The 20,009-nt window shown below is 71.3% G+C and carries 19 protein-coding genes; 2 read left to right on the forward strand and 17 right to left on the reverse strand.

Going from position 1 to position 20,009, the window contains the following annotated elements:
• Window positions 1-108: 108 nt before the first annotated feature.
• From SACPADRAFT_RS0218235 to dxr, 10 genes are all read right to left on the reverse strand, one after another.
• Window positions 109-1,437: an MFS transporter gene (locus SACPADRAFT_RS0218235; protein ID WP_007024090.1), complete on the reverse strand. Its 1,329-nt coding sequence runs from the start codon at window positions 1,435-1,437 to the stop codon at window positions 109-111.
• 93 nt (window positions 1,438-1,530) lie between these two features.
• Window positions 1,531-2,280, reverse strand: coding sequence for a 3-hydroxybutyrate dehydrogenase (locus SACPADRAFT_RS0218240; RefSeq protein WP_007024091.1), 750 nt, complete (start codon window positions 2,278-2,280; stop codon window positions 1,531-1,533).
• A gap of 106 nt (window positions 2,281-2,386) precedes the next feature.
• Window positions 2,387-3,244 carry a type I methionyl aminopeptidase gene (map, locus tag SACPADRAFT_RS0218245; RefSeq protein ID WP_007024092.1) on the reverse strand — a complete coding sequence of 286 codons (858 nt, stop codon included), beginning with the start codon at window positions 3,242-3,244 and terminating at the stop codon, window positions 2,387-2,389.
• 139 nt (window positions 3,245-3,383) lie between these two features.
• Window positions 3,384-5,183 (reverse strand): penicillin-binding transpeptidase domain-containing protein, encoded by a 1,800-nt coding sequence (locus SACPADRAFT_RS0218250; protein ID WP_007024093.1) that lies wholly within the window; start codon window positions 5,181-5,183, stop codon window positions 3,384-3,386.
• 68 nt (window positions 5,184-5,251) lie between these two features.
• A complete protein-coding gene (locus SACPADRAFT_RS0218255; protein WP_007024094.1) occupies window positions 5,252-6,106 on the reverse strand; it encodes a GNAT family N-acetyltransferase in 855 nt (284 codons plus the stop codon).
• 143 nt (window positions 6,107-6,249) lie between these two features.
• Window positions 6,250-6,711 carry a VOC family protein gene (locus SACPADRAFT_RS0218260; RefSeq protein ID WP_007024095.1) on the reverse strand — a complete coding sequence of 154 codons (462 nt, stop codon included), beginning with the start codon at window positions 6,709-6,711 and terminating at the stop codon, window positions 6,250-6,252.
• The gene (locus SACPADRAFT_RS0218265; protein WP_007024096.1) at window positions 6,708-7,583 is read right to left on the reverse strand and encodes a helix-turn-helix domain-containing protein; all 876 of its coding nucleotides are present in this window, start codon (window positions 7,581-7,583) and stop codon (window positions 6,708-6,710) included. The genes SACPADRAFT_RS0218260 and SACPADRAFT_RS0218265 overlap by 4 nt, the downstream gene beginning before the upstream one ends.
• Before the next feature lie 12 nt (window positions 7,584-7,595).
• A complete protein-coding gene (gene ispG, locus SACPADRAFT_RS0218270; protein WP_007024097.1) occupies window positions 7,596-8,747 on the reverse strand; it encodes a flavodoxin-dependent (E)-4-hydroxy-3-methylbut-2-enyl-diphosphate synthase in 1,152 nt (383 codons plus the stop codon).
• 95 nt (window positions 8,748-8,842) lie between these two features.
• Window positions 8,843-10,048, reverse strand: coding sequence for a M50 family metallopeptidase (locus tag SACPADRAFT_RS0218275; protein ID WP_007024098.1), 1,206 nt, complete (start codon window positions 10,046-10,048; stop codon window positions 8,843-8,845).
• 3 nt (window positions 10,049-10,051) lie between these two features.
• Window positions 10,052-11,257 carry a 1-deoxy-D-xylulose-5-phosphate reductoisomerase gene (gene dxr, locus SACPADRAFT_RS0218280; RefSeq protein ID WP_007024099.1) on the reverse strand — a complete coding sequence of 402 codons (1,206 nt, stop codon included), beginning with the start codon at window positions 11,255-11,257 and terminating at the stop codon, window positions 10,052-10,054.
• A gap of 128 nt (window positions 11,258-11,385) precedes the next feature.
• Between dxr and SACPADRAFT_RS0218285 the strand changes: the two genes are divergently transcribed.
• Window positions 11,386-11,646 carry a DUF2631 domain-containing protein gene (locus SACPADRAFT_RS0218285; protein ID WP_007024100.1) on the forward strand — a complete coding sequence of 87 codons (261 nt, stop codon included), beginning with the start codon at window positions 11,386-11,388 and terminating at the stop codon, window positions 11,644-11,646.
• A gap of 55 nt (window positions 11,647-11,701) precedes the next feature.
• Here the strand turns inward: SACPADRAFT_RS0218285 and SACPADRAFT_RS0218290 are convergent, their stop codons facing one another.
• Together SACPADRAFT_RS0218290 and rlmN are read right to left on the reverse strand one after the other, a co-directional pair.
• Window positions 11,702-12,955, reverse strand: a complete 1,254-nt coding sequence (locus tag SACPADRAFT_RS0218290) for an ATP-binding protein (RefSeq protein WP_051442507.1) — start codon at window positions 12,953-12,955, stop codon at window positions 11,702-11,704.
• Between the two features lie 195 nt (window positions 12,956-13,150).
• Window positions 13,151-14,272, reverse strand: coding sequence for a dual-specificity RNA methyltransferase RlmN (gene rlmN / locus SACPADRAFT_RS0218295; protein ID WP_007024102.1), 1,122 nt, complete (start codon window positions 14,270-14,272; stop codon window positions 13,151-13,153).
• 182 nt (window positions 14,273-14,454) lie between these two features.
• On the opposite strand from rlmN, the gene SACPADRAFT_RS0218300 reads away from it, so the two are divergent.
• Window positions 14,455-15,306, forward strand: coding sequence for a VOC family protein (locus SACPADRAFT_RS0218300; RefSeq protein ID WP_007024103.1), 852 nt, complete (start codon window positions 14,455-14,457; stop codon window positions 15,304-15,306).
• A 33-nt stretch (window positions 15,307-15,339) separates the two neighbouring features.
• Here the strand turns inward: SACPADRAFT_RS0218300 and SACPADRAFT_RS0218305 are convergent, their stop codons facing one another.
• From SACPADRAFT_RS0218305 to rpsB, 5 genes are all read right to left on the reverse strand, one after another.
• Window positions 15,340-16,284 (reverse strand): phosphatidate cytidylyltransferase, encoded by a 945-nt coding sequence (locus tag SACPADRAFT_RS0218305; protein WP_007024104.1) that lies wholly within the window; start codon window positions 16,282-16,284, stop codon window positions 15,340-15,342.
• Window positions 16,284-16,841 (reverse strand): ribosome recycling factor, encoded by a 558-nt coding sequence (gene frr / locus SACPADRAFT_RS0218310; RefSeq protein WP_007024105.1) that lies wholly within the window; start codon window positions 16,839-16,841, stop codon window positions 16,284-16,286. Before frr ends, SACPADRAFT_RS0218305 begins: the two co-directional genes overlap by 1 nt.
• Entirely contained in the window at window positions 16,838-17,593 is a 756-nt protein-coding gene (gene pyrH, locus SACPADRAFT_RS0218315) for a UMP kinase (RefSeq protein WP_007024106.1), read from the reverse strand. The genes frr and pyrH overlap by 4 nt, the downstream gene beginning before the upstream one ends.
• 195 nt (window positions 17,594-17,788) lie before the next feature.
• Window positions 17,789-18,604, reverse strand: coding sequence for a translation elongation factor Ts (gene tsf / locus SACPADRAFT_RS0218320; RefSeq protein WP_007024107.1), 816 nt, complete (start codon window positions 18,602-18,604; stop codon window positions 17,789-17,791).
• 47 nt (window positions 18,605-18,651) lie between these two features.
• Window positions 18,652-19,512 carry a 30S ribosomal protein S2 gene (rpsB, locus tag SACPADRAFT_RS0218325; RefSeq protein WP_007024108.1) on the reverse strand — a complete coding sequence of 287 codons (861 nt, stop codon included), beginning with the start codon at window positions 19,510-19,512 and terminating at the stop codon, window positions 18,652-18,654.
• Between the last annotated feature and the right edge of the window lie 497 nt (window positions 19,513-20,009).

Here is a 20,009-nt window from a genome sequence, read left to right on the forward strand (position 1 = left end):
CGCGGGCGGTGTCCCTGGGGCCGTCCACGCGTCCGTGGGCGGGGCCGTCCACGGTCGTCACCGCCGTCGGCCCGGCCGCGGGCCGCCCGCTCCGCTCGATCATGGCGGTCATGCTGACACCCTCGACGGCTCGTCCGCGTCGGCCAGCGAGGTGCCCCTCGTCTCCCGGGCCAGGTACACGGCCACGAAGGTGAGCACGCATCCCGCCGCCACGTAGACCGAGACCGGGACACTGGTGCCGAAGGCGTCGAGCAGCGCGGTCGCGATCAGCGGCGCCAGCCCGCCCGCGGCGATCGACGCGAGCTGGTACCCGATCGACGCGCCCGAGTAGCGCACCTTCGTGCCGAACAGTTCGGAGAAGAACGCCGCCTGCGGCCCGTACATCGCGCCGTGCAGCACCAGTCCGACGGTCACCGCGCCGATGGTGGCCAGCGGGGTGGCCGCGTCGAGCATCGGGAAGAACACGAAGGCCCACACCAGCATCCCGGCCGTGCCGAACAGGTACACCGTCCGCCGGCCCACCCGATCGGACAGCCAGCCCCATACCGGAATCGTCACGAAGTGCACGGCGGAGCCGACCAGCACCGCGTTGATCCCGAGCGACTTCGACATACCCAGGTGCGTGGTGAGGTAGACGAGCACGAAGGCGGTGATGACGTAGTACGAGACGTTCTCGGCGAACCGGGCGCCCATCGCGATGAGCACCTCGCGCCAGTGCCGGCGCAGCACGGTGACGATCGGCGCCCGCTCCGGGGCGGCCCCCTGCTCCGCCTGCCGGTCCGCGTTGCGCACCGCCTCGACGAAGACCGGTGACTCCTCGACGGCGAGCCGGATCCACAGCCCGATCACGACGAGCAGACCGGACAGCAGGAACGGGATACGCCAGCCCCACGCCTCGAACGCGGCGTCGCTCTGCACCGCGGCCAGCACGGCGAGCACGGCGGTGGCCAGCAGGTTGCCCGCGGGGACGCCCGCCTGGGGCCACGACGCCCAGAACCCGCGCCTGCGGTCGTCACCGTGCTCGGACACGATGAGCACGGCGCCGCCCCACTCGCCGCCGACGGCGAATCCCTGGATCAGCCGGAGCAGGACCAGCAGCAGCGGGGCGGCCACCCCGATCGTGGCGTAGGTGGGCAGCAGGCCCATCAGGAACGTCGCCCCGCCCATCATGAGCAGGCTGAGCACCAGCAGTTTCTTGCGGCCGAGCTTGTCCCCGAAGTGACCGAAGACGAGCCCGCCGAGCGGACGGGCGACGAACCCGATCGCGAAGGTCGCGAAGGCCAGCATCGTGCCGGCGAGCGGGTCGCTCTCGGGGAAGAAGAGTTTGTTGAACACGAGTGCCGCGGCCGAGCCGAAGAGGAAGAAGTCGTACCACTCGACCGTGGTGCCGATCATGCTGGCACCCACGACACGCTTGATGGAACTGGTCCGGGACATGTGCTCACCACTTCGTCGTGTGCGAACAGGGACGTTGCGCCGCGGCCGTGCGGGCGGCCCGGCGTGGGGTGACGCGGATCGGGCCGGGCGGGATCAACCCGCGGTCCACCCGCCGTCGAGCGGGATCGAGGTGCCCGTCAGGTAGGCGGCGTGGTCGCCGCAGAGCCACAGCACCACCGCCGCCACCTCCTCCGGCTCGATAAGCCGTTTCACGGCGGTGTTGCGCAGGAACACCTCGTCGACGACGGCGTCCTCGTCGATCCCCCGGGACCGGGCCTGGTCGGCCACCTGGTCGGCGACCAGGCCGGTGCGGACGTAGCCGGGGGCCACACAGTTGCTGGTGACCCCGTACGGCGCGGCCTCCAGTGCCGCGACCTTGTTCAGACCCTCCAGTCCGTGCTTGGCGGCCACGTACGCCGCCTTGTACGGGCTCGCGCGCACCCCGTGCACACTGGAGATGTTCACGATCCGTCCCCAGCCGCGCGCGGACATCGCGGGCAGGCAGCGGCGCATGAGCTGGAACGGTGTGGTCACCATGAGCTGCTGGATGCGGGTGAACCGCTCCGCTGACAGCTCCGGGATGGGCGCGATGTGCTGGACACCCGCGTTGTTCACCAGGATGTCGACGTCGCCGGGCACCGTGTCGACCGCACCGGGGTCGGTGAGGTCGGCGACGTGCGCGACGGCGTCGTACTCCCGGGCGACGTCCACGGCGGCACGGTCGACGTCGACCAGGTGCACCGTGGCTCCCGCGCGGGCCAGGGTCTCGACGCAGGCGCGTCCGATGCCGCCCGCACCACCCGTGACGAGGGCGGTCCGGTCGGCCAGTGGGCTGCTCGACATGGCAGCAGACGGTAGGCGGCCCCCGGCCCCGGCAACCATGTCCGCGCGGGCCACAACCGGGCCGTCGGGGGTGTGTGCCGGGCACACACCCCCGACGGTGGACGGGTCAGGGCTTGGTGAGGATCTCCGCCCCGTCGTCGGTGACCCGCAGCGTGTGCTCGAACTGGGCCGTCCACTTCTTGTCCCGGGTGGTGACGGTCCAGTCGTCGCTCCAGACGTCGTAGTCGATCGTGCCGAGCGTGATCATCGGCTCGATCGTGAACGTCATGTCCTTCTCGATGACGGTGTTCACCGACGGCTCCTCGTAGTGCAGCACCGTCGGCGCGGTGTGGAAGGCGGGGCCGACACCGTGGCCGGTGAAGTCCCGCACCACGCCGTAGCCGAACCGCCTGGCGTAGGACTCGATCACCCGGCCGATCACGTTCAGCTGCCTGCCGGGCCGCACCGCCTTGATCGCCCGGTTGGTCGCCTCGCGGGTGCGTTCCACCAGCAGCCGTGCCTCGTCGGAGACGTCCCCGGCCAGGAAGGTGGCGTTGGTGTCGCCGTGCACCCCGCCGATGTAGGCGGTGACGTCGATGTTGCAGATGTCACCGTCCTCGATCACGGTCGAGTCCGGGATGCCGTGACAGATGACCTCGTTCAGCGAGGTGCAGCACGACTTCGGGAACCCGCGGTAGCCGAGCGTGGAGGGGTAGGCGCCGTGGTCGAGCAGGAACTCGTGGATGACCCGGTCGACGTCGTCGGTGGTGTTGCCCGGTTTCACCGCCTTGCCGCCCTCCTGGAGGGCCTGCGCCGCGATCCGGCCCGCCACCCGCATGGCCTCGATGGTCTCGGGCGTGCGCACCCCGTTTCCGGGTTCCGGTTTCGGTGCGCGTTTACCGACGTACTCGGGGCGGACGATGGACTCGGGAACGGGGCGACGCGGCGTCTGCACGCCGGGCTGCAACGGGGCACGATCGGGCATGTCCCCCAGCCTACGACTCCGCCGGTGGCACACTGCGGGTGTCTCGGGTGGCGTCGGCCGCACGGGCACCGGGCGGCCACCCGGCCGGTGCCCGGGCGGCCCACGACCGGTCCGGGCGGCCCACGACCCAGTGCCGGGGTCAGCCCAGCCCGGTGAGGAAGTCCCGGGTGGTGGCCACCGCCGGTTTCGAACTGCCCGCTCCCTCCAGCAGCACCGCGAAGGCCAGGTCGTCCCGGTAGCCGGTGAACCACCCGTGCGCCTCCGTGCCGTCGCCGTACTGCGCGGTACCGGTCTTGCCGTGCACACCGGAGAGCCCGTCGTTCAGTTCGGTGGCGGTGCCGTCGGTGACCACGGCCCGCATCATCGTGCGCAGTCCCGCGAGCACCGGCTCCGGTAACGGTTCCCCGGAGACGGTGACCTCGGTCTCCCGGTCGGTGAGCAGACCCGGCACGGGGGTCTCCCCGGCGGCGACGGTGGCCGACATCAGCGCCGTGCCGAACGGGCTCGCCAGCATCGTCCCCTGTCCGAACCCGGCCGCGGCCCGCGCCACGGTGCCGTCCCCCGGCTCGGCCGAACCGGTGACGGTGGTGACGCCCGGGATGACGTAGTCGGCGCCGATGCCGAGGCTGCGCGCGGCGTCGGTGAGCGCGCCGTCCGGAAGCTCCAGCGCGAGGTGGGCGAACGTCGTGTTGCACGAACGGGCGAAGGCCTGCCGCAACGGCACCGTGCCGAGGTCGAACTCGTCGTCGTTCGGGATCGTCCGGCCGTCGATCACCGTGGTGGCCGGACACTCCACCGGGGTGTCGACCCCGGTCCCCGCGCGCAACGCCGCCGCGGCGGTGGCGATCTTGAACGTGGAACCCGGCGGGTAGCGGCCGGTGAGCGGGGCGGTGCCGTTCTCGACCGCGGCGTTGTTGGCCGCCACCGCGAGCAGGTCCCCGCTGGACGGTTCCAGGGCGACGAGCACCCCCGGCGAGTCCGCCGCGTCGAGCGCGCGTTCGGCCTCCTGCTGGACCGGCAGGCTCAGGGTGCTGCGCAGCGGTTCGGCCGGTTCCGGCTGCACACGGTGGACCGCACCGACCTCGGCACCGTCGGAGTCGACCACGGCCACCGACCAGCCCGCGTTGTCCGCCGACCGCTCCCGCGCGACCTCGCGCACGGCGGGCAGAATCCGCTCCCCCAGCCCCCGGGTCACCGGCAACATCCGGTGCCGGGTGGTGAACCGGACCCCGGGCAGTTCGTTAATCTCGTCCTTGACCGTGGCGTAGTCACTCGAACGGAGCGACGCCACCAGGTACGGCGCGCCCTCCTCGGTCTCCGAGAGGCCCGACTCGATCGACGACGGGGTGATCCGATCGTCCAGCGGGTTCAGCGCCCCGGCCAGGGACCCGATCACCGCGTCCGCCTGCTCCCCGGCCTCGCCGCGGTGCAGCAGCACGTTGACGACCTCGTCGGAGCGCAGCAGCGGGGCCCCGTCCCGGTCGTGCACCGGGACGGGCGCGGCGTCCTCGCTGCGGAGGGCGAGTGTCTGGCCCCGTTGCAGTTCCGGATGCACCAGCGACGGCCGGAAGCGGATCGCCGTGTCGCCGTCCGTCGTCAACGCGGCTCGTGTGTCGTACCCGAAGGTGCGACCCTGCCCGAGATCCCACTCCACCCGGTAGTCGGCGTAGGTGGTGCCCTCGGCCTCCCGGACCGTACCGAGCGTGGTGGTCACCGACTCCGGTTGCAACTCCGCCCGCACCCCGTCGAACAACCGCCGGGCGGCGCCGGGATCGTCGGTGAGCTCCGCCGCCGCGGCCGTGTCCCCGCGGGCGAACGCGTCGAGGAACTCGCCGGCCACCTCCCCGGGATCCTCGCCGGAGAACACACCGCACCCGCTGAGCACCAGGGCGGCGCCGAGCAACGCGGCACCGACCCGGTGCGACCGTCTGCCTCGCACGCGGCCCAGTATCCCGACCCCGCCGCCCGACCGGGGTGGACATGACGCGGATCACACCGGAGGAGGACCTAGAACAGCACCGTGGCGTAGCTCCCGACCTGCCGGAAGCCGATCCGGCGGTACGCGGCCAGGGCGGGGGTGTTGTACGAGTTCACGTACAGGCTCGCGACCCGGCCGAGCCCGTGCACCAGGTGCCGCGCGACCGCGGCGGTGCCCGCGGCGCCGAGGCCGTGGCCCCGGTGCCGGGGATGGACCCACACACCCTGGATCTGGCCCACCCGGTCGGACAACGCCCCGATCTCGGCCTTGAACACGACCTCACCGCCCTCGAACCGGGCGAACGCCCGACCGCCGGAGATCAGCTCCGACACGCGGGCCCGGTACCCGGCACCCCCGTCCCCCGCGGTCGGGTCGACACCGACCTCCTCGTGGAACATGGCCACCGCGGCCGGGAAGTAGGTGTCGATCTCGTGCGGACGCACCGTCCGGACCGTCCGGTCCGCGGCCACGAGCGGCTCGCCGTCCAGGGCCATCAGGGGCTGGTCGGGCCGTTCCTCGCGGGCGGGGCCCCAGTCCCCGGCGAGCTGCTCCCACAGTCCGAGCACCTGCTCGGCGGGACCGACCAGCGACGAGCACGTCCTGGGCCGGCGCAGCGCCCGGTCCGCGAACGACCGCAACGCGCCCGTACCACCGGTCAGCGGGACGAGGTTCGGCCCCGCGAAGCACAACCCCTGCAACGTGCCCGCCCGCACGGACCGGCCGTCGGTGCCCCACAGCTCACCGCCGAGCCGCCACGTGTCCAACCCGGCCGACTCGACGCGGGCGGACACCATGCAGCTGCCCACCGGATCCGCCGCGAGGACCGCGCGGACCGCCGGGTAGTCCCTGTCATCGAGCAGCCTCGCACCGGCCAGCCGCAACACACGTCAAGATTGCCAGACAACCCCCACGGATGGGGACCGGCGAGCCGGACCCGTCCGCGACGTCCGGACGCGGTCGGAAGTCGCGGGTGTCGAGTTCGAGGTCGAACGGCGCACCGAGCATGCCAGGTGCCGTGCGGGCGCCGCTACTCCCCCGGGTAGGTTCCGAAGGTCCAGGCGTTGCCGTCCGGGTCGGCGACGGTGATCTCGTGCGAGCCGTAGTCGGTGTCGACGGGTTCACGCAGCAGGCGCGCACCGGCCCTGCGGGCGCGCTCGGCCACCGCGTCCGGGTCGGCGGTGACCACGTACACCGCGTGCCCCCCGACCCGCGGCGACGCGGGGCCCGCGTTGTGTTCGGTGGCGGTGCCGTACATGACGCCGCCACCCTCCGGCCCGCGGACCTCGCCGTGGGCGATCGTCCCGTCGTCGGCGCGGTAGGTGCAGCGTTCCTCGAAGCCACAGACCTCGGTGAGGAACCGCAGCGCGGCGTCCGCGTCGGTGTAGTGCAGCGCAGGCCACACCCGCGGACCGGACGCCGTCTTGGTCGTTCCGGTGGTTTCGGTGGTTGCCGTGGTTCCGGACGTTCCGCTGTTCGATGAGGTGTTCATACGCCCGAGTCTGCGCCGGGGACGGCGGAGGTGTCTTGCAGGAATGGGAGCTCCTCGGACATCCACGTGCGCACCGAGCAGCCCGCCAACGCCCGCCACTCGTGACTGAGATGTGCCTGATCGGAGTACCCGCACGCGACGGCGACCCCGGCGAGATCGTGGCCTCCGCCCGCCCGCAGCATCGCCGTCGCACGCTCGAACCGCAGGATCCGGGCCACCTGCTTCGGGGAGAGCCCGGTCTCCGCCCGGAACCGGGCGGCCAGATGACGCCGACTCCACCCGACCTCGTGGGCGAGCGCCTCGATCCGGAGCGCACCGGCCGTGCGGGTGAGCCGCCACCAGGCGCGGGCCAGTTCCGGCACCGGATCCCACCGCCGGGTCAGGGACCCGGCCAGCGCGGCGTCGAGCGCCGCGAACCTCCGTGCCCAGTCCGGAGCCTCGGCCACCCGGTCCGGCAGCGACCGCGGGACCGGCACGACGGAGTCCCCGAGACCGGCGAGGTCGGCGAGGTCGGCGAGGTCGACGACGTGTCCGCTGAGTTCGGCCGCCCGCACCCCGAACAGGTGCGCCAGCCCGAGCGGCCGGAGTTCCACCTGCACCCCGGACTGCGGACGCTCCCGTCCGATCAGCACCGGCGCGAGACACAGCCCACCGATCAGGGCCCGGGCACGCACCGGGGATCGGTCGGGGTCGGGCATTCCGACGACCGGGACGGGTTCGTCCAGGCTCACGATCAGCGTGGCGTGCGCGCCGGGCAATCCCCGGTGCACGCCCGGTGCGGGCGGAAATCCCGCGTAGCCGACGTAGCGCGCGACGAAGGGCCGGAGCGCCGGGTGCGGCGCCCGGGCGACCCAGTCGGGCTCACACGCCACGGACGTCTCACCTCACCCCACGGTGACGACCGGCTCCCCGCTCGCGTCGGTGTCGCCGTTCTCCTCGGCGATCCGCATGGCCTCCTCGATCAGGGTCTCCACGATCTGGTGCTCGGGCACGGTCTTGATGACCTCACCCTTGACGAAGATCTGCCCCTTGCCGTTACCGGACGCCACGCCGAGGTCGGCCTCACGCGCCTCACCGGGCCCGTTGACCACGCAGCCCATCACCGCCACGCGCAGCGGGACCTCCATGTCCGCCAGCCCCGCGGTGACCTCGTCGGCCAGCTTGTAGACGTCGACCTGGGCGCGACCGCAGGAAGGGCAGGAGACGATCTCCAGCTTGCGCGGACGCAGGTTCAGCGACTCCAGGATCTGCGCACCGACCTTGACCTCCTCCACCGGAGGGGCCGACAGGGAGACCCGGATGGTGTCCCCGATGCCCTGGCGCAGCAGGGCGCCGAACGCCACCGACGACTTGACGGTGCCCTGGAAAGCGGGGCCGGCCTCGGTCACACCGAGGTGCAGCGGGTAGTCGCACTGTTCGGCGAGGATCTCGTAGGCGCGCACCATCACGACCGGATCGTTGTGCTTGACCGAGATCTTCAGATCGTGGAAGTCGTGCTCGGCGAACAGCGACGCCTCCCACAGCGCCGACTCGGCCAGCGCCTCCGGGGTGGCCTTGCCGTGCTTGGCCATCAGGCGCGGGTCGAGCGAGCCCGCGTTGACCCCGATGCGGATCGGCACACCGTGGTCCCCGGCCGCGCGGGCGATCTCGGCGACCTTGTCGTCGAACTTCTTGATGTTGCCGGGGTTCACCCGGACACCGGCGCACCCGGCCTCGATCGCGGCGAAGACGTACTTCGGCTGGAAGTGGATGTCGGCGATGACCGGGATCTTCGACTTCGCGGCGATGGCGGGCAACGCCTCGGCGTCGTCGGCGCTCGGGCAGGCCACCCGCACGATGTCGCAACCCGAGGCGGTCAGCTCGGCGATCTGCTGCAGCGTGGCGTTGACGTCGGCGGTCTCCGTGGTCGTCATCGACTGCACCGACACCGGGTGGTCGCTGCCGACCCCCACGGGACCGACCTGGAGCTGGCGGGTCTTCCGGCGTTCGGCGAGCACGGGCGGCGGGTTGGTGGGCAGGCCCAGGTCGACGGTCATCGCTTCCTCTTCCACTCCGGATTGCTGCCTGGCCGGGGTCCACGATACGTGAGCGCGCCCCGGCGCCGGGCACACCGACCCCCCACTCGTGGGTATCACTGGGTGAGCCGGATCGGGTTGACGATGTCGGCGGTGACCGTCAGCAGCACGAACGCGCCACCGATGACAATCACCACACCGGTGACGGTGTTCAGCTTGGTGTAGTCGACGGGACCACCCGGTTCCCTGCCGCGCAGTCGGCGTAGCCAGTCGCGCACCCGTTCGTACCAGGTCACGGCGATGTGTCCGCCGTCGAGCGGCAGCAGCGGCAGCAGGTTGAAGATGCCGACGAAGAAGTTCAGGCTCGCCAGCAGCAGCAGGAACACACCCCACAGCCCGGCCTCGACCGCCTCGCCGCCGATCCGGCTCGCCCCGACGACGCTGACCGGGGTCTCCGGGTCCCGCTCCGCACCGAAGATCGCCTCGACCACGGCGGGGACCTTCTCCGGCAATTCGAGCAGGCGTTCCCAGGTCTGCACCATGATGTCCCCGGTGAACGTGACCGAGGCACCCACGGCGCCCACCGCTCCGTGGGACAACAGCCAGCCCTGTCCGGCCCCGATCATCCCGACCCGCTCGGTACCCCCGTCGGCCGTCGGTCGGGTGACCTGCGTCACGTCCACGGTGAGCTGTTCGCGCTCGCCCTCCCGCAGCACGGTCATCGGGGTCGGCCCGGAGGCGTTCTGCACCCGGGACACCATCTCCGACCACGAGTTCACCGGGGTGCCGCCGACGCTGACGACCTCGTCACCGGACTCCAGTCCCCCGGCTCGCGCCGGCGCGGGGTCCCCCGGCCTGCACTGCTGGTTGTTGAACTGCTCGACCGTCTCGGCGCTGCGCACGCACTCGGAGACCTCACCGATCACCGGCCGATCGCCCAGATTCGGCAGGCCCAACGACACCGCCATCAGGTAGAGCACCACGAAGCCGAGCACGAAGTGGGTGAACGACCCCGCGGCGAGCACGACGGTGCGCTTCCACACCTTGAACCGCCACATCGCCCGGGGCGCCTCGTCGGGTTTCACCTCGTCGAGCGCGGTCATCCCCGCGATGTCGCAGAATCCACCGAGCGGGATCCACTTCAACCCGTACTCGGTCTCGCCGCGCCGGAAGGAGAACACCGTCGGCCCGAATCCGACGAAGTAGCGCCGGACCTTCATGCCGAACATCTTCGCGGTGGCCATGTGCCCGGCCTCGTGCAGCGCCACCGAGACACAGATGCCCAGCGCGAAGAGCGCGACCCCCAGTAAGTAGACGAGCACGCGCTAGTTCCCTCCCGAACTGATTGCCAGGGCACGGTCGCGCGCCCATTCTTCCGCAGCCAGTACGTCGTCGACGTCGCGGGGCGGACGTGCCCATTCGTCGGCGGCGGCGACGACCTCGCCCACAGTGTCCACGATGGACGTGAAGCCCGTGTTCCCTTCGAGGAAGCGTTCCACGAGCCGCTCGTTGGCGGCGTTGAACACGGCCGGCAGGCAGCCGCCCCGGGAACCGACGTGCCGGGCCAGGTCGACGGCGGGGAACGCTGCGGTGTCCAGCGGTTCGAAGGTCCAGGTCGCGGCGGTGTCCCAGCGGCACGCGGGCGCGGCCCCCGGCACCCGGCGCGGCCAGTGCAGCGCCAGCGCGATCGGCAGCCGCATGTCCGGCGGGCTGGCCTGCGCCAGGGTCGAGCCGTCGACGAACGTCACCATCGAGTGCACGATCGACTGCGGGTGCACCACCACGTCGATCCTCTCGCACGGGATGTCGAACAGCAGGTGCGCCTCGATCAGTTCGAGGCCCTTGTTCACCATCGACGCGGAATTGATCGTCACGAGCGGACCCATGGCCCAGGTCGGGTGGGCCAGCGCGTCGGAGACGGTCACCCCCGCCATCCGCTCCCGCGTCCATCCACGGAAGGGGCCGCCGGACGCGGTGAGCACCAGACGGTCGACCTCGTCCGGCCCGCCGCCCCACAGCGCCTGCGCCAGTGCGGAGTGCTCGGAGTCCACCGGCACGATCTGCCCGGGCCGCGCGGCCCCGAGAACCAGCGGTCCACCCGCGATCAGCGACTCCTTGTTCGCCAGCGCGAGCGTCGCGCCGGTGGCCAACGCCCGCAGCGTGGGCCGCAGCCCGCGGGACCCGGGCATCCCGTTCAGCACCACGTCGGCGGGCACGGCGTCGATCAGCTCCTCGACGGCGTCGCCACCCGCGAAGATCCGCGGCAGCCGGAACTCGCCCTGCGCGTACCCGCGGCGCTGCGCCTCGGCGTAGAGGGCGAGCTGGAGGTCCTCCACCACGGTCGGCCGGGTCACCGCCACCGCCTCGACGTCGTGGGCCAGCACCTGGGCGGCCAGCGCCTGCGGGTCCGACCCGCCCGAGGCGACGCCCACGACCCGGAACAGGTCGGGGTTGCGGCCGGTGACGTCGAGTGCCTGCGTGCCGATCGACCCGGTGGACCCGAGGATCAGCACCCTCCGTGGTGTGCTCATCGTGACCATTCTCGCCAACGTCCCGGAGGAGCCGACGGGCAGGCGTGTGGGATCATGTGTCGGCACACGATGTGCGATCGGCAGTGACCGGCGTCAGCGGTGTGGGCGCCCGCAGTGGAGGAGTGATCGTGGCAGGAAAGGCCGTCGAGAAGCGCACCGGTACCGAGGTGGACCCACGGGACGAGCCGTCGGCCGAGTGGGGCTGGCACGGCGAGTTCCCCCGGGCGTCCCGCGCGGCGGGGTGGTTCACCGCGGCCGTCATGTTCCTGATGCTGATCGGCAACCACCAGAACCGCACCGAGGACGTCGTGCTCATCGTCATCGGTGTGGGCATCATCGCGGGTCTGCTGTACGACATGAAGCGGCGCCGCACGGCCTGGCGGAGCTGACCACCCGCCCCCGCACCCGGACGCACGCGGGCGGCGGCGGGCCGCCGGCCCCGTGTCACGGCGCGACCCGCCAGAGTGCCTCCAACGGCAGCGCGCGGATCCGGTCGCCGAACGGCAGGGTCTGTCGCCCCGTGTACAGCACGTAGCCCGCGACGAACCGCTCACCCAACCGGTCGGCGAGATGCCGCAGTCCGCGGACGTCCTCGGCACGGACGGTGGAACCGGCCTTGACCTCGACCGCGACGACCCGTCCGTCCGGGGTCTCCACGACCACGTCGACCTCGACCTTGTCCTTCGTCCGGTAGTGATACAACGTGCCGCGTTCGGTGGACCAGGTGAGCTGCCGGGACAGCTCACCCACCACGAAGTTCTCCACCATCGGCCCGGCGGCCCCTCCCGGATCGGCGAGCCGGTTCGCGTCCTGCCCGAGCAGATGGCAGGCGATCCCGGTGTCGACGAACGCGAGTTTCGGTGTCCCCACGGCGCGGTGTGTCCCGCCCGGCTCCCACGCGGGGATGGATTTGATGAGGAAGACCGAGGACAACAGGTCCAGGTAGCGTGTGAGGGTGGTCCTGGGGATTCCGCTCTCCCCGGCCAACGCCCCCGGCACCAGCAGTCCACCCGCGCGTCCGGCCAGCAGCCGCAGAAGGGTGTGGAGATCGCGGCGACGTTCGATCTCGGCCAGTTCGAGCACGTCGCGCTCGATCAGGGTGGACAGGTACGAGTCGAAGAACGCGGCACGTCGGCGTCGGGTCCGCCGGACCGCCTCGGGGAAACCACCGACCGTGATGCGCTCCAGATAGTCCCGGCGACGCAGCTCAGACGTGTACTCGAGGTCGGCACCGTGACCGAAGGCGGCGTCGATGAACGCGTCCGCACCGTCACTGATCTCCCCTTGGGAGAACGGCCACAGCTCGAGAATCTCCATCCGCCCCGGCAGGGCGTCCGGAAGTGCCCGTAACGCGAGGATGCGCGACGAGCCGGTGAGCAGGAACCGGCCGGGAGTCGGGTCGAGGTCCACTGTCAGCTTGATCGGTCGCAGCAACTCCGGGGCGAGCTGGATCTCATCGATGACCATGAGTCCGGGATGCTCGACGAAGCCGGTCGGATCGAGTCGCGCCGCCTCCAGCGTCGCGGGATCGTCGAGAGGACGCAGGACCGGGTCCCCGGCCCGGGAGGCGGCCAGCCGGGTGAGCGTGCTCTTGCCGGCCTGCCGGGCGCCGTTCACGAGGACGACCCGGGTGTCCGTCAGCGCTTCGGTGACCAGCGATTCGGCTCGACGCGGGAGCAGGTCCTGTGGATGTGGCACAACCGCCAGTATGCCCGAACATCCGCGCCCCGTGGTCACCTGGCCGCCGGTCCCGTGGTCACCTGGCCGCCGGTCCCGTGGTCACCTGGCCGCCGGTCCCGTGGTCACCTGGCCGCCGGTCCCGTGGTCACCTGGCCGCTCGACATCCGTCGATGCGGCCGTCCGCCGTCGTGTCCCCTCCTACCGGGGCGGTCCTCAGCTCTCGGCCGCGAGCTGACCGCAGGCCGCGGCGATCTCCTGGCCCCGCGTGTCGCGCACCGTGCAGGGCACGCCGCCCTCGTTGACGCGGCGGACGAACTCACGCTCCACCGGCTTCGGGGAGGCGTCCCACTCACTGCCCGGGGTCGGGTTCAGGGGGATGACGTTGACGTGCGCCAGGTGGCCCAGATGCGTGCGCAGCCGCTCGGCCAGCAGGTCCGCGCGCCAGGGATGGTCGTTGCGGTCCCGGATCAGCGCGTACTCGATGGAGACCCGCCTGCCCGTGGTGTCGGCGTAGTGGCGAGCCGCGTCCAGCACCTCGGCCACCGGCCAGCGGTTGTTCACCGGGACCAGCTCGTCGCGCAGTTCGTCGTCCGGCGCGTGCAGCGACACCGCCAGCCGCACCTGCATCCGCTCGGCGGCCAGCTTCCGGATCGCCGGGGCGAGCCCGACGGTCGACACCGTCACCGACCGTTGGGAGATCCCCAACCCGGCCGGTGCCGAGTCGGTGATCCGCCGCACCGCGTCGACCACCCTGCGGTAGTTGGCCAGCGGCTCGCCCATGCCCATGAACACGATGTTCGACAGCCGTCCCGGGGCGGGCGCGCCGTCGGGGCCGGGCATCTCGCCGTCCCGCATCACGGCGGCGGCGGCACGGACCTGGTCGACGATCTCCGCCGTGGACAGGTTGCGGTCCAGCCCGCCCTGCCCCGTCGCGCAGAACGGACAGGCCATCCCGCAGCCCGCCTGGCTGGAGATGCACAACGTCGCCCGATCCGGGTAGCGCATCAGCACGCTCTCCAGCATGGTGCCGTCGTGTGCGCGCCACAGCGTCTTCCGGGTGCTCCCGCCGTCGCAGTCCACCGCGCGGACCTGCGTCAACAGCGAGGGCATCAGCTCGTCCACGAGCCGCTGCCGCGACGCCGCCGGGATGTCGGTCATGGCCTCCGGGTCGACCGTCAGCCGGGAGAAATAGTGGTGCGACAGTTGCTTCGCGCGGAAGGGCTTCTCCCCGAGCGCGGCGACCGCCTCGGCACGTCCGGCCGTATCGAGATCGGCCAGATGCCTGCTCGGCAGACCTTTGCGGGGGGCGTCGAAGACGAGGGGCAATGCAGTCATGGCTCCGCCATTGTCCCACGTCAGCCTCACCGTGGTCGCGTGGTCCCCTGCCACGCGCCCGACCGGCCGATCGGGCCACCCCCGATCGGGATCTCGCGAGAACGGGCGCGACGGCCCCCCGTGCGGGGCTAGACTCCGGACTTTCCACCGTGTCATCCGCCCTCGTCCGGGAGGTGGTCCGTGTGTCCCACGGAAGCCCGTCGACACCGGCGACGTCCGTCCCCCCGCCGGGAACACCGTGCTGGGTCGAACTGGCCGCCGTGGACGAGCCCACGGCACGCCGGTTCTACGGGGAACTGTTCGGCTGGGACTTCCACGTCAAACGCGACCCGGTCGCGACCAACCGTCGCTACACCCTCGCGCTGCGGGACGGGATCGAGGTCGCCGGGCTGTACCAGGCGGCTCCCGGGCAGCCGACCGGCTGGTCGGTACACCTGTCCGTGGTGAACGCCGCGAGCAGCGTGGGTTGGGTCGAACACCTCGGCGGAACGGTCCGGCTCGGGCCGGTGGACATCCCGGACCGGGGCACGGTCCTGCACGCCACCGACCCGGCCGGGACACCGGTGGTCCTGTGGCAACCGCCCGAGGGCTGGGCGCTGGGCTCCGGGATCCCCGGCACACTCAGCGGCGTCGACCTCAACACCCCGGACGCGGAGAGCACGGACGGCTTCTACCGCCGACTGTTCGCCTTCACCAGTGAACAGATCGGGCGGGACGGCATCGACTACGCGGAGTGGCGACTCGGGACGCACGCCGTCCTGTACCGCTGTGTCCTCGACCCGGAGCCGGATCCACCGACGGCACCGCACTGGATGACCTACTTCGCGGCCGAGCCGGCACGCGGCGCGGACGCGACCGCGGGACACGCGATGATGCTCGGCGGGGACGTGATCACCGAACCCTACGACACCCAGTCCGGCCGCACGGCCACCCTGGCCGATCCGGACGGGGCACTGTTCTCCGTGACCGACCACTCCCGGCCGGTCGATCTCGGTGTCGGTCGTTCGGAGGTCGACGACCCCCACGGCGATTGAGCGACCGACCCCGTTCTCCGACGGCGGGCGCCGTCACACCGGGACGAACGCGCTGAGCAACAGCCAGGACACCACCGCCGACGGCAGCAGCGAGTCGAGCCGGTCCATCAGGCCGCCGTGCCCCGGAAGGAGGGTGCCCATGTCCTTGATGCCCAGATCCCGCTTGATCAGCGACTCCATGAGATCGCCCAACGTCGCGGAGAGCACCACCGCGGCACCGAACAGCACGCCCTGCCAGGCCTGCCCGTCCAGCAGCAGGGTCACCGACAGCGCGCCACCCGCCACACCGGTGGTCAGCGACCCACTGAACCCCTCCCAGGTCTTCTTCGGGCTGATCGAGGGGGCCATCGGGTGCCGGCCGCGCAACACACCGGCGATGTAGCCGCCGGTGTCGGACGCCACGACCACGATGAGGAAGGAGAGCACCCGGCCGACCCCGTCGTCGGGGGGCACGAGCATGGCGGCGAACGCCGCGAACAACGGCAGGTAGGCCGCCGCGAACACCGAGGCGGCGACGTCGCGCAGATAGCCGGACGCTCCGCCGCGCAGTCGCCACAGCAGGCAGGTGAGCACCGTCAGCACGAACGCGGTCACCGCACCGGCCCGGCCGTAGGGCCAGGCGAGCCAGATCATGGCCTGGCCGCCCACCAGCACCGGGACGAGCGCGATCCGGATGCCCACCGAGCGGCGCAGGGCGCCCGCGAGTTCGACGGTTCCCACGGCGATGGCGGCGGCGATGATGCCGATGAACAGGTACCGGACCGTGAACAGCGACCCCAGGATCGCCGCGCCGAGCGCCACCCCGACCGCGATGGCGGCGGGCAGGTCGCGTCCCGCCCGGGACGTCCCGCCCCCGGTTCCGGACCCACCCTCCCCGGACGGTTCGTCCGGAGGGTCGTCGCGCGTGGATCCGTCGTTCGACCCGCCGGGCACCGCGGAGTCCCCGTCCGAGGCCTGGTCGTCGCTCACCGTCGGCATCAGACCTCGAGGAGTTCGGATTCCTTGTGCTTGACGAGCTCCTCGACCTGATGGACGTACTTGTCCGTCAGATTCTGCAGCTCCTTCTCCGCACGGGCGACGTCGTCCTCACCGGCCTCGCCGTCCTTGGCGATCCGGTCCAGCTCCTCCTTGGCCTTGCGGCGCACGCTGCGGATGGAGATCTTGCCCTCTTCGCCCTTGCTCTTGGCGACCTTGACCATCTCCTTCCGCCGCTCCTCGGTGAGCTGCGGGATCACCACCCGGATGACGGTGCCGTCGTTGCTCGGGTTCACACCCAGGTCGGAATCCCGGATCGCCCGCTCGACCGCACCGAGCTGGGACGTGTCGTAGGGCTTGATCACGGCCATCCGGGCTTCCGGGATGTTGACACTCGCGAGCTGGTTGAGCGGGGTCGGCACGCCGTAGTACTCGACGTGGATGCGGGCGAACATGCTCGGGGAGGCCCTGCCGGTGCGCACCGACGTCAGATCCTCCTTGGCGACGGACACCGCTTTCTCCATCTTCTCCTCGGCATCGAGGAGGGTCTCGTCGATCACGACTGCTCCAGGTGTGTGGGGGTACTGACCAGTGTCCCGATCCTCTCACCACTGACCGCCCGGGCGATGTTGCCCTCGGTGAGAAGGTTGAACACGATGATCGGCATGTTGTTGTCCATGCACAGGCTGAAGGCGGTCGCATCGGCGACCTTGAGCCCCTGTTCGATCACCTCGCGATGGCGGATCTGGTCGAACAGCATCGCGTCGGGGTCGTTCTTCGGGTCGGCGTTGAACACGCCGTCGACCGCCTTGGCCATGAGCACCACGTCGCAACTGATCTCGAGGGCACGTTGCGCGGCCGCGGTGTCGGTCGAGAAGTAGGGCATCCCGGTACCCGCACCGAAGATCACGACGCGCCCCTTCTCCAGGTGCCGTTCGGCCCTGCGGGGCACGTAGGGCTCGGCGACCTGCCCCATCGTGATCGCGGACTGGACCCGGGTGGGAATGCCCTCCTTCTCCATGAAGTCCTGCAGGGCCAACGAGTTCATCACCGTGCCCAGCATCGCCATGTAGTCGGCCCGGTCGCGGTCCATGCCGCGCTGGGACAACTCGGCGCCGCGGAAGAAGTTCCCCCCACCGATCACGACGGCCACCTGGACCCCGGTGCGCACCACATCGGCGATCTGGGCGGCCACCGAGTGCACCACGTCCGGGTCGACACCCAGCGAGCCACCGCCGAACATCTCGCCGCCCAGCTTGAGCAACACCCGCCGGTAACCGTGTCCGGGCCTGCCGGTGCCGTCCGTGTCCATCTCGCCTCCGCGCTCTCCTGCCGCCGGTACGCCGTCCGCGCCGTCCGTTCCCGTGCCCGGCCGGGCCGTGGATACCCGGCCGGTCCCGTCGGCCCGCCCGGCGGGGTGGGCCGACGGGACGATTCTCCCGCCTGTCTCACGGCTGTGCCCCGCCTCCTGACCTGGCGGGAGACGGGGCACGGTGCCGGTCGCCGGTCAGGCCTGGCCGACCTCGAACCGGACGAACCTCGTGACGGTCACGCCCGCCTCGTCGAGCAGGTTCTGCACCGTCTTCTTGTTGTCGGTCACCGACGGCTGCTCCAGCAGCACGGTGTCCTTGTAGAAGGCGTTCACCTTGCCCTCGATGATCTTCGGGAGCGCCTGCTCCGGCTTGCCCTCCTCGCGGGCGGTCTGCTCCGCGATGCGCTTCTCGTTCTCCACGAGCTCGGACGGCACGTCGTCGCGCGTGAGGTACTGCGGCTTGAGCGCCGCGACCTGCAGGGCCGCGTTCCGGGCGGCCTCGGCGTCGTCGCCGGTGTACTCCACCAGCACGCCGACCGCGGGCGGCAGGCCCGAGCCCCGACGGTGCAGGTAGGTGCTCACCTGCCCGTCGAAGGCCGCGACCCGGCGCAGCTCCAGCTTCTCGCCGATCTTCGCGGACAGGTCCTGGATCGCCTCGGCGACGGTCCCGCCGTTCAGCTCGGCGTTGCGGAGCTGCTCCACGTCGTTCGTGCGCCGGTCCTTCGCCACGTCCACGATCCGGTCGGCCAGCGTCAGGAACTCGTCGTTCTTGGCGACGAAGTCGGTCTCCGAGTTGAGCTCGACGAGCACGCCGCCGTCACCGGCCACCACGCCCTCGGCGGTGGCCCGCTCGGCACGCTTACCGACATCCTTCGCACCCTTGATGCGCAGGAACTCGACGGCCTTGTCGAAGTCGCCCTCGGACTCCTCCAGCGCCTTCTTGCAGTCCATCATCCCCGAGCCGGTGAGCTCGCGGAGGCGCTTGACGTCTGCCGCGGTGTAGTTCGCCATTGTCAGTGAGTCTTTCCGTTCCTTCGTACGGTCTTCTGGCAGAGGAATCAGGACGCGGTCGTCTGCTCGCTCGACTGCTCCGCGGGCTGCTCACCGGACTGCTGGGCGGCGCCCGCCTCCGAGCCCGCGAGCAGCTCCTGCTCCCACTCGGCGAGCGGCTCGTCCGTCGCGACCCCGGCCTCGGGCTTCTCCTCGCCCTCGGGAGCGGACCCGTTGCGGCCGGAGCGCGCCATCAGACCCGCGGCGGAGGCCTCGGCGACGATCTTGGTCAACAGTGCGGCCGACCGGATGGCGTCGTCGTTGCCCGGGATCGGGTAGTCGACCTCGTCCGGGTCGCAGTTCGTGTCCAGGATCGCCACCACCGGGATACCCAGCTTGCGGGCCTCGTCGACGGCGATGTGCTCCTTCTTGGTGTCGACGATCCACACGGCGCTCGGCACCTTGGACATGTCGCGGATACCGCCGAGGGTCCGCTCCAGCTTGTCCTTCTCCCTGGTCAGGGTGAGGATCTCGCGCTTGGTCAGGCCCTGGAACCCGCCGGTCTGCTCCTGCGCCTCCAGCTCCTTGAGCCGCTGCAGACGGCGGTGCACGGTCTGGAAGTTGGTCAGCATGCCACCGAGCCAACGCTGGTTGACGAACGGCATGCCCACCCGGAGGGCCTCCTGGGAGATGGCCTCCTGCGCCTGCTTCTTCGTGCCGACGAACAGGATCGTGCCGCCGTGGGCGACGGTCTCCTTGACGAACTCGAAGGCGCGGTCGATGTAGGACAGCGTCTTCTGCAGATCGATGATGTAGATGCCGTTGCGCTCGGTGAGGATGTAGCGCTTCATCTTCGGATTCCAGCGGCGGGTCTGGTGCCCGAAGTGCACGCCGGAATCGAGCAGCTGCTTCATGGTGACGACGGCCATGGCCGGATTCGCACCTCTTCTGTGTTGAGCGCGCCGGGCGCGGGGCCCGACGACGCGGTGGCCGGTTGTCGCGGGGGCCGGGTGGCCCACCGCCCTGGTGCCGTGCGGACGCCCGGACCCCACGGTGTCGGCCACCGTGGAGACCGCCGGGCACCCTGTCCCGTGCGGATCCGGACACCGGTCCGCGGGTGGGACAGCACGTACACGCGAAGTCGACCCGTACGCACACAGGTCGCGTCCCGGATTGTACGCCGACGCCCGATGGCCCTCGACCCGCGGGCGGCACCACCCGGGAACCGTCCCCACCCGTCCGTGTCACGTCCCCACCTGTCCACAGTTCGCGGCCCGTCCGGCACGAGCCGCACGCACCGTCCCGCCGCGCCCGGCACCCTGGACCGATGCGACGAGACGGACGGAACCGCACGCCGGGAACCCCCCGCGCACCGGTCGGGACGGGGCCGCCCCCGGTCCTGTCCGGCAAGCCCCTCGCGGCGGCG

Origin of the sequence: Saccharomonospora iraqiensis subsp. paurometabolica YIM 90007 (assembly GCF_000231035.2) — a bacterium.
GTDB classification, from domain to species: domain Bacteria; phylum Actinomycetota; class Actinomycetes; order Mycobacteriales; family Pseudonocardiaceae; genus Saccharomonospora; species Saccharomonospora paurometabolica.

Coding starts and splice junctions, on each gene's coding strand:
- SACPADRAFT_RS0218235 (WP_007024090.1), bottom strand. CDS start 1,437: ATGTCCCGGACCAGTTCCATCAAGCGTGTCGTGGGTGCCAGCATGATC.
- SACPADRAFT_RS0218240 (WP_007024091.1), bottom strand. CDS start 2,280: ATGTCGAGCAGCCCACTGGCCGACCGGACCGCCCTCGTCACGGGTGGT.
- map (WP_007024092.1), bottom strand. CDS start 3,244: ATGCCCGATCGTGCCCCGTTGCAGCCCGGCGTGCAGACGCCGCGTCGC.
- SACPADRAFT_RS0218260 (WP_007024095.1), bottom strand. CDS start 6,711: ATGAACACCTCATCGAACAGCGGAACGTCCGGAACCACGGCAACCACC.
- ispG (WP_007024097.1), bottom strand. CDS start 8,747: ATGACCGTCGACCTGGGCCTGCCCACCAACCCGCCGCCCGTGCTCGCC.
- dxr (WP_007024099.1), bottom strand. CDS start 11,257: ATGAGCACACCACGGAGGGTGCTGATCCTCGGGTCCACCGGGTCGATC.
- rlmN (WP_007024102.1), bottom strand. CDS start 14,272: ATGACTGCATTGCCCCTCGTCTTCGACGCCCCCCGCAAAGGTCTGCCG.
- SACPADRAFT_RS0218305 (WP_007024104.1), bottom strand. CDS start 16,284: ATGCCGACGGTGAGCGACGACCAGGCCTCGGACGGGGACTCCGCGGTG.
- pyrH (WP_007024106.1), bottom strand. CDS start 17,593: ATGGACACGGACGGCACCGGCAGGCCCGGACACGGTTACCGGCGGGTG.
- tsf (WP_007024107.1), bottom strand. CDS start 18,604: ATGGCGAACTACACCGCGGCAGACGTCAAGCGCCTCCGCGAGCTCACC.
- rpsB (WP_007024108.1), bottom strand. CDS start 19,512: ATGGCCGTCGTCACCATGAAGCAGCTGCTCGATTCCGGCGTGCACTTC.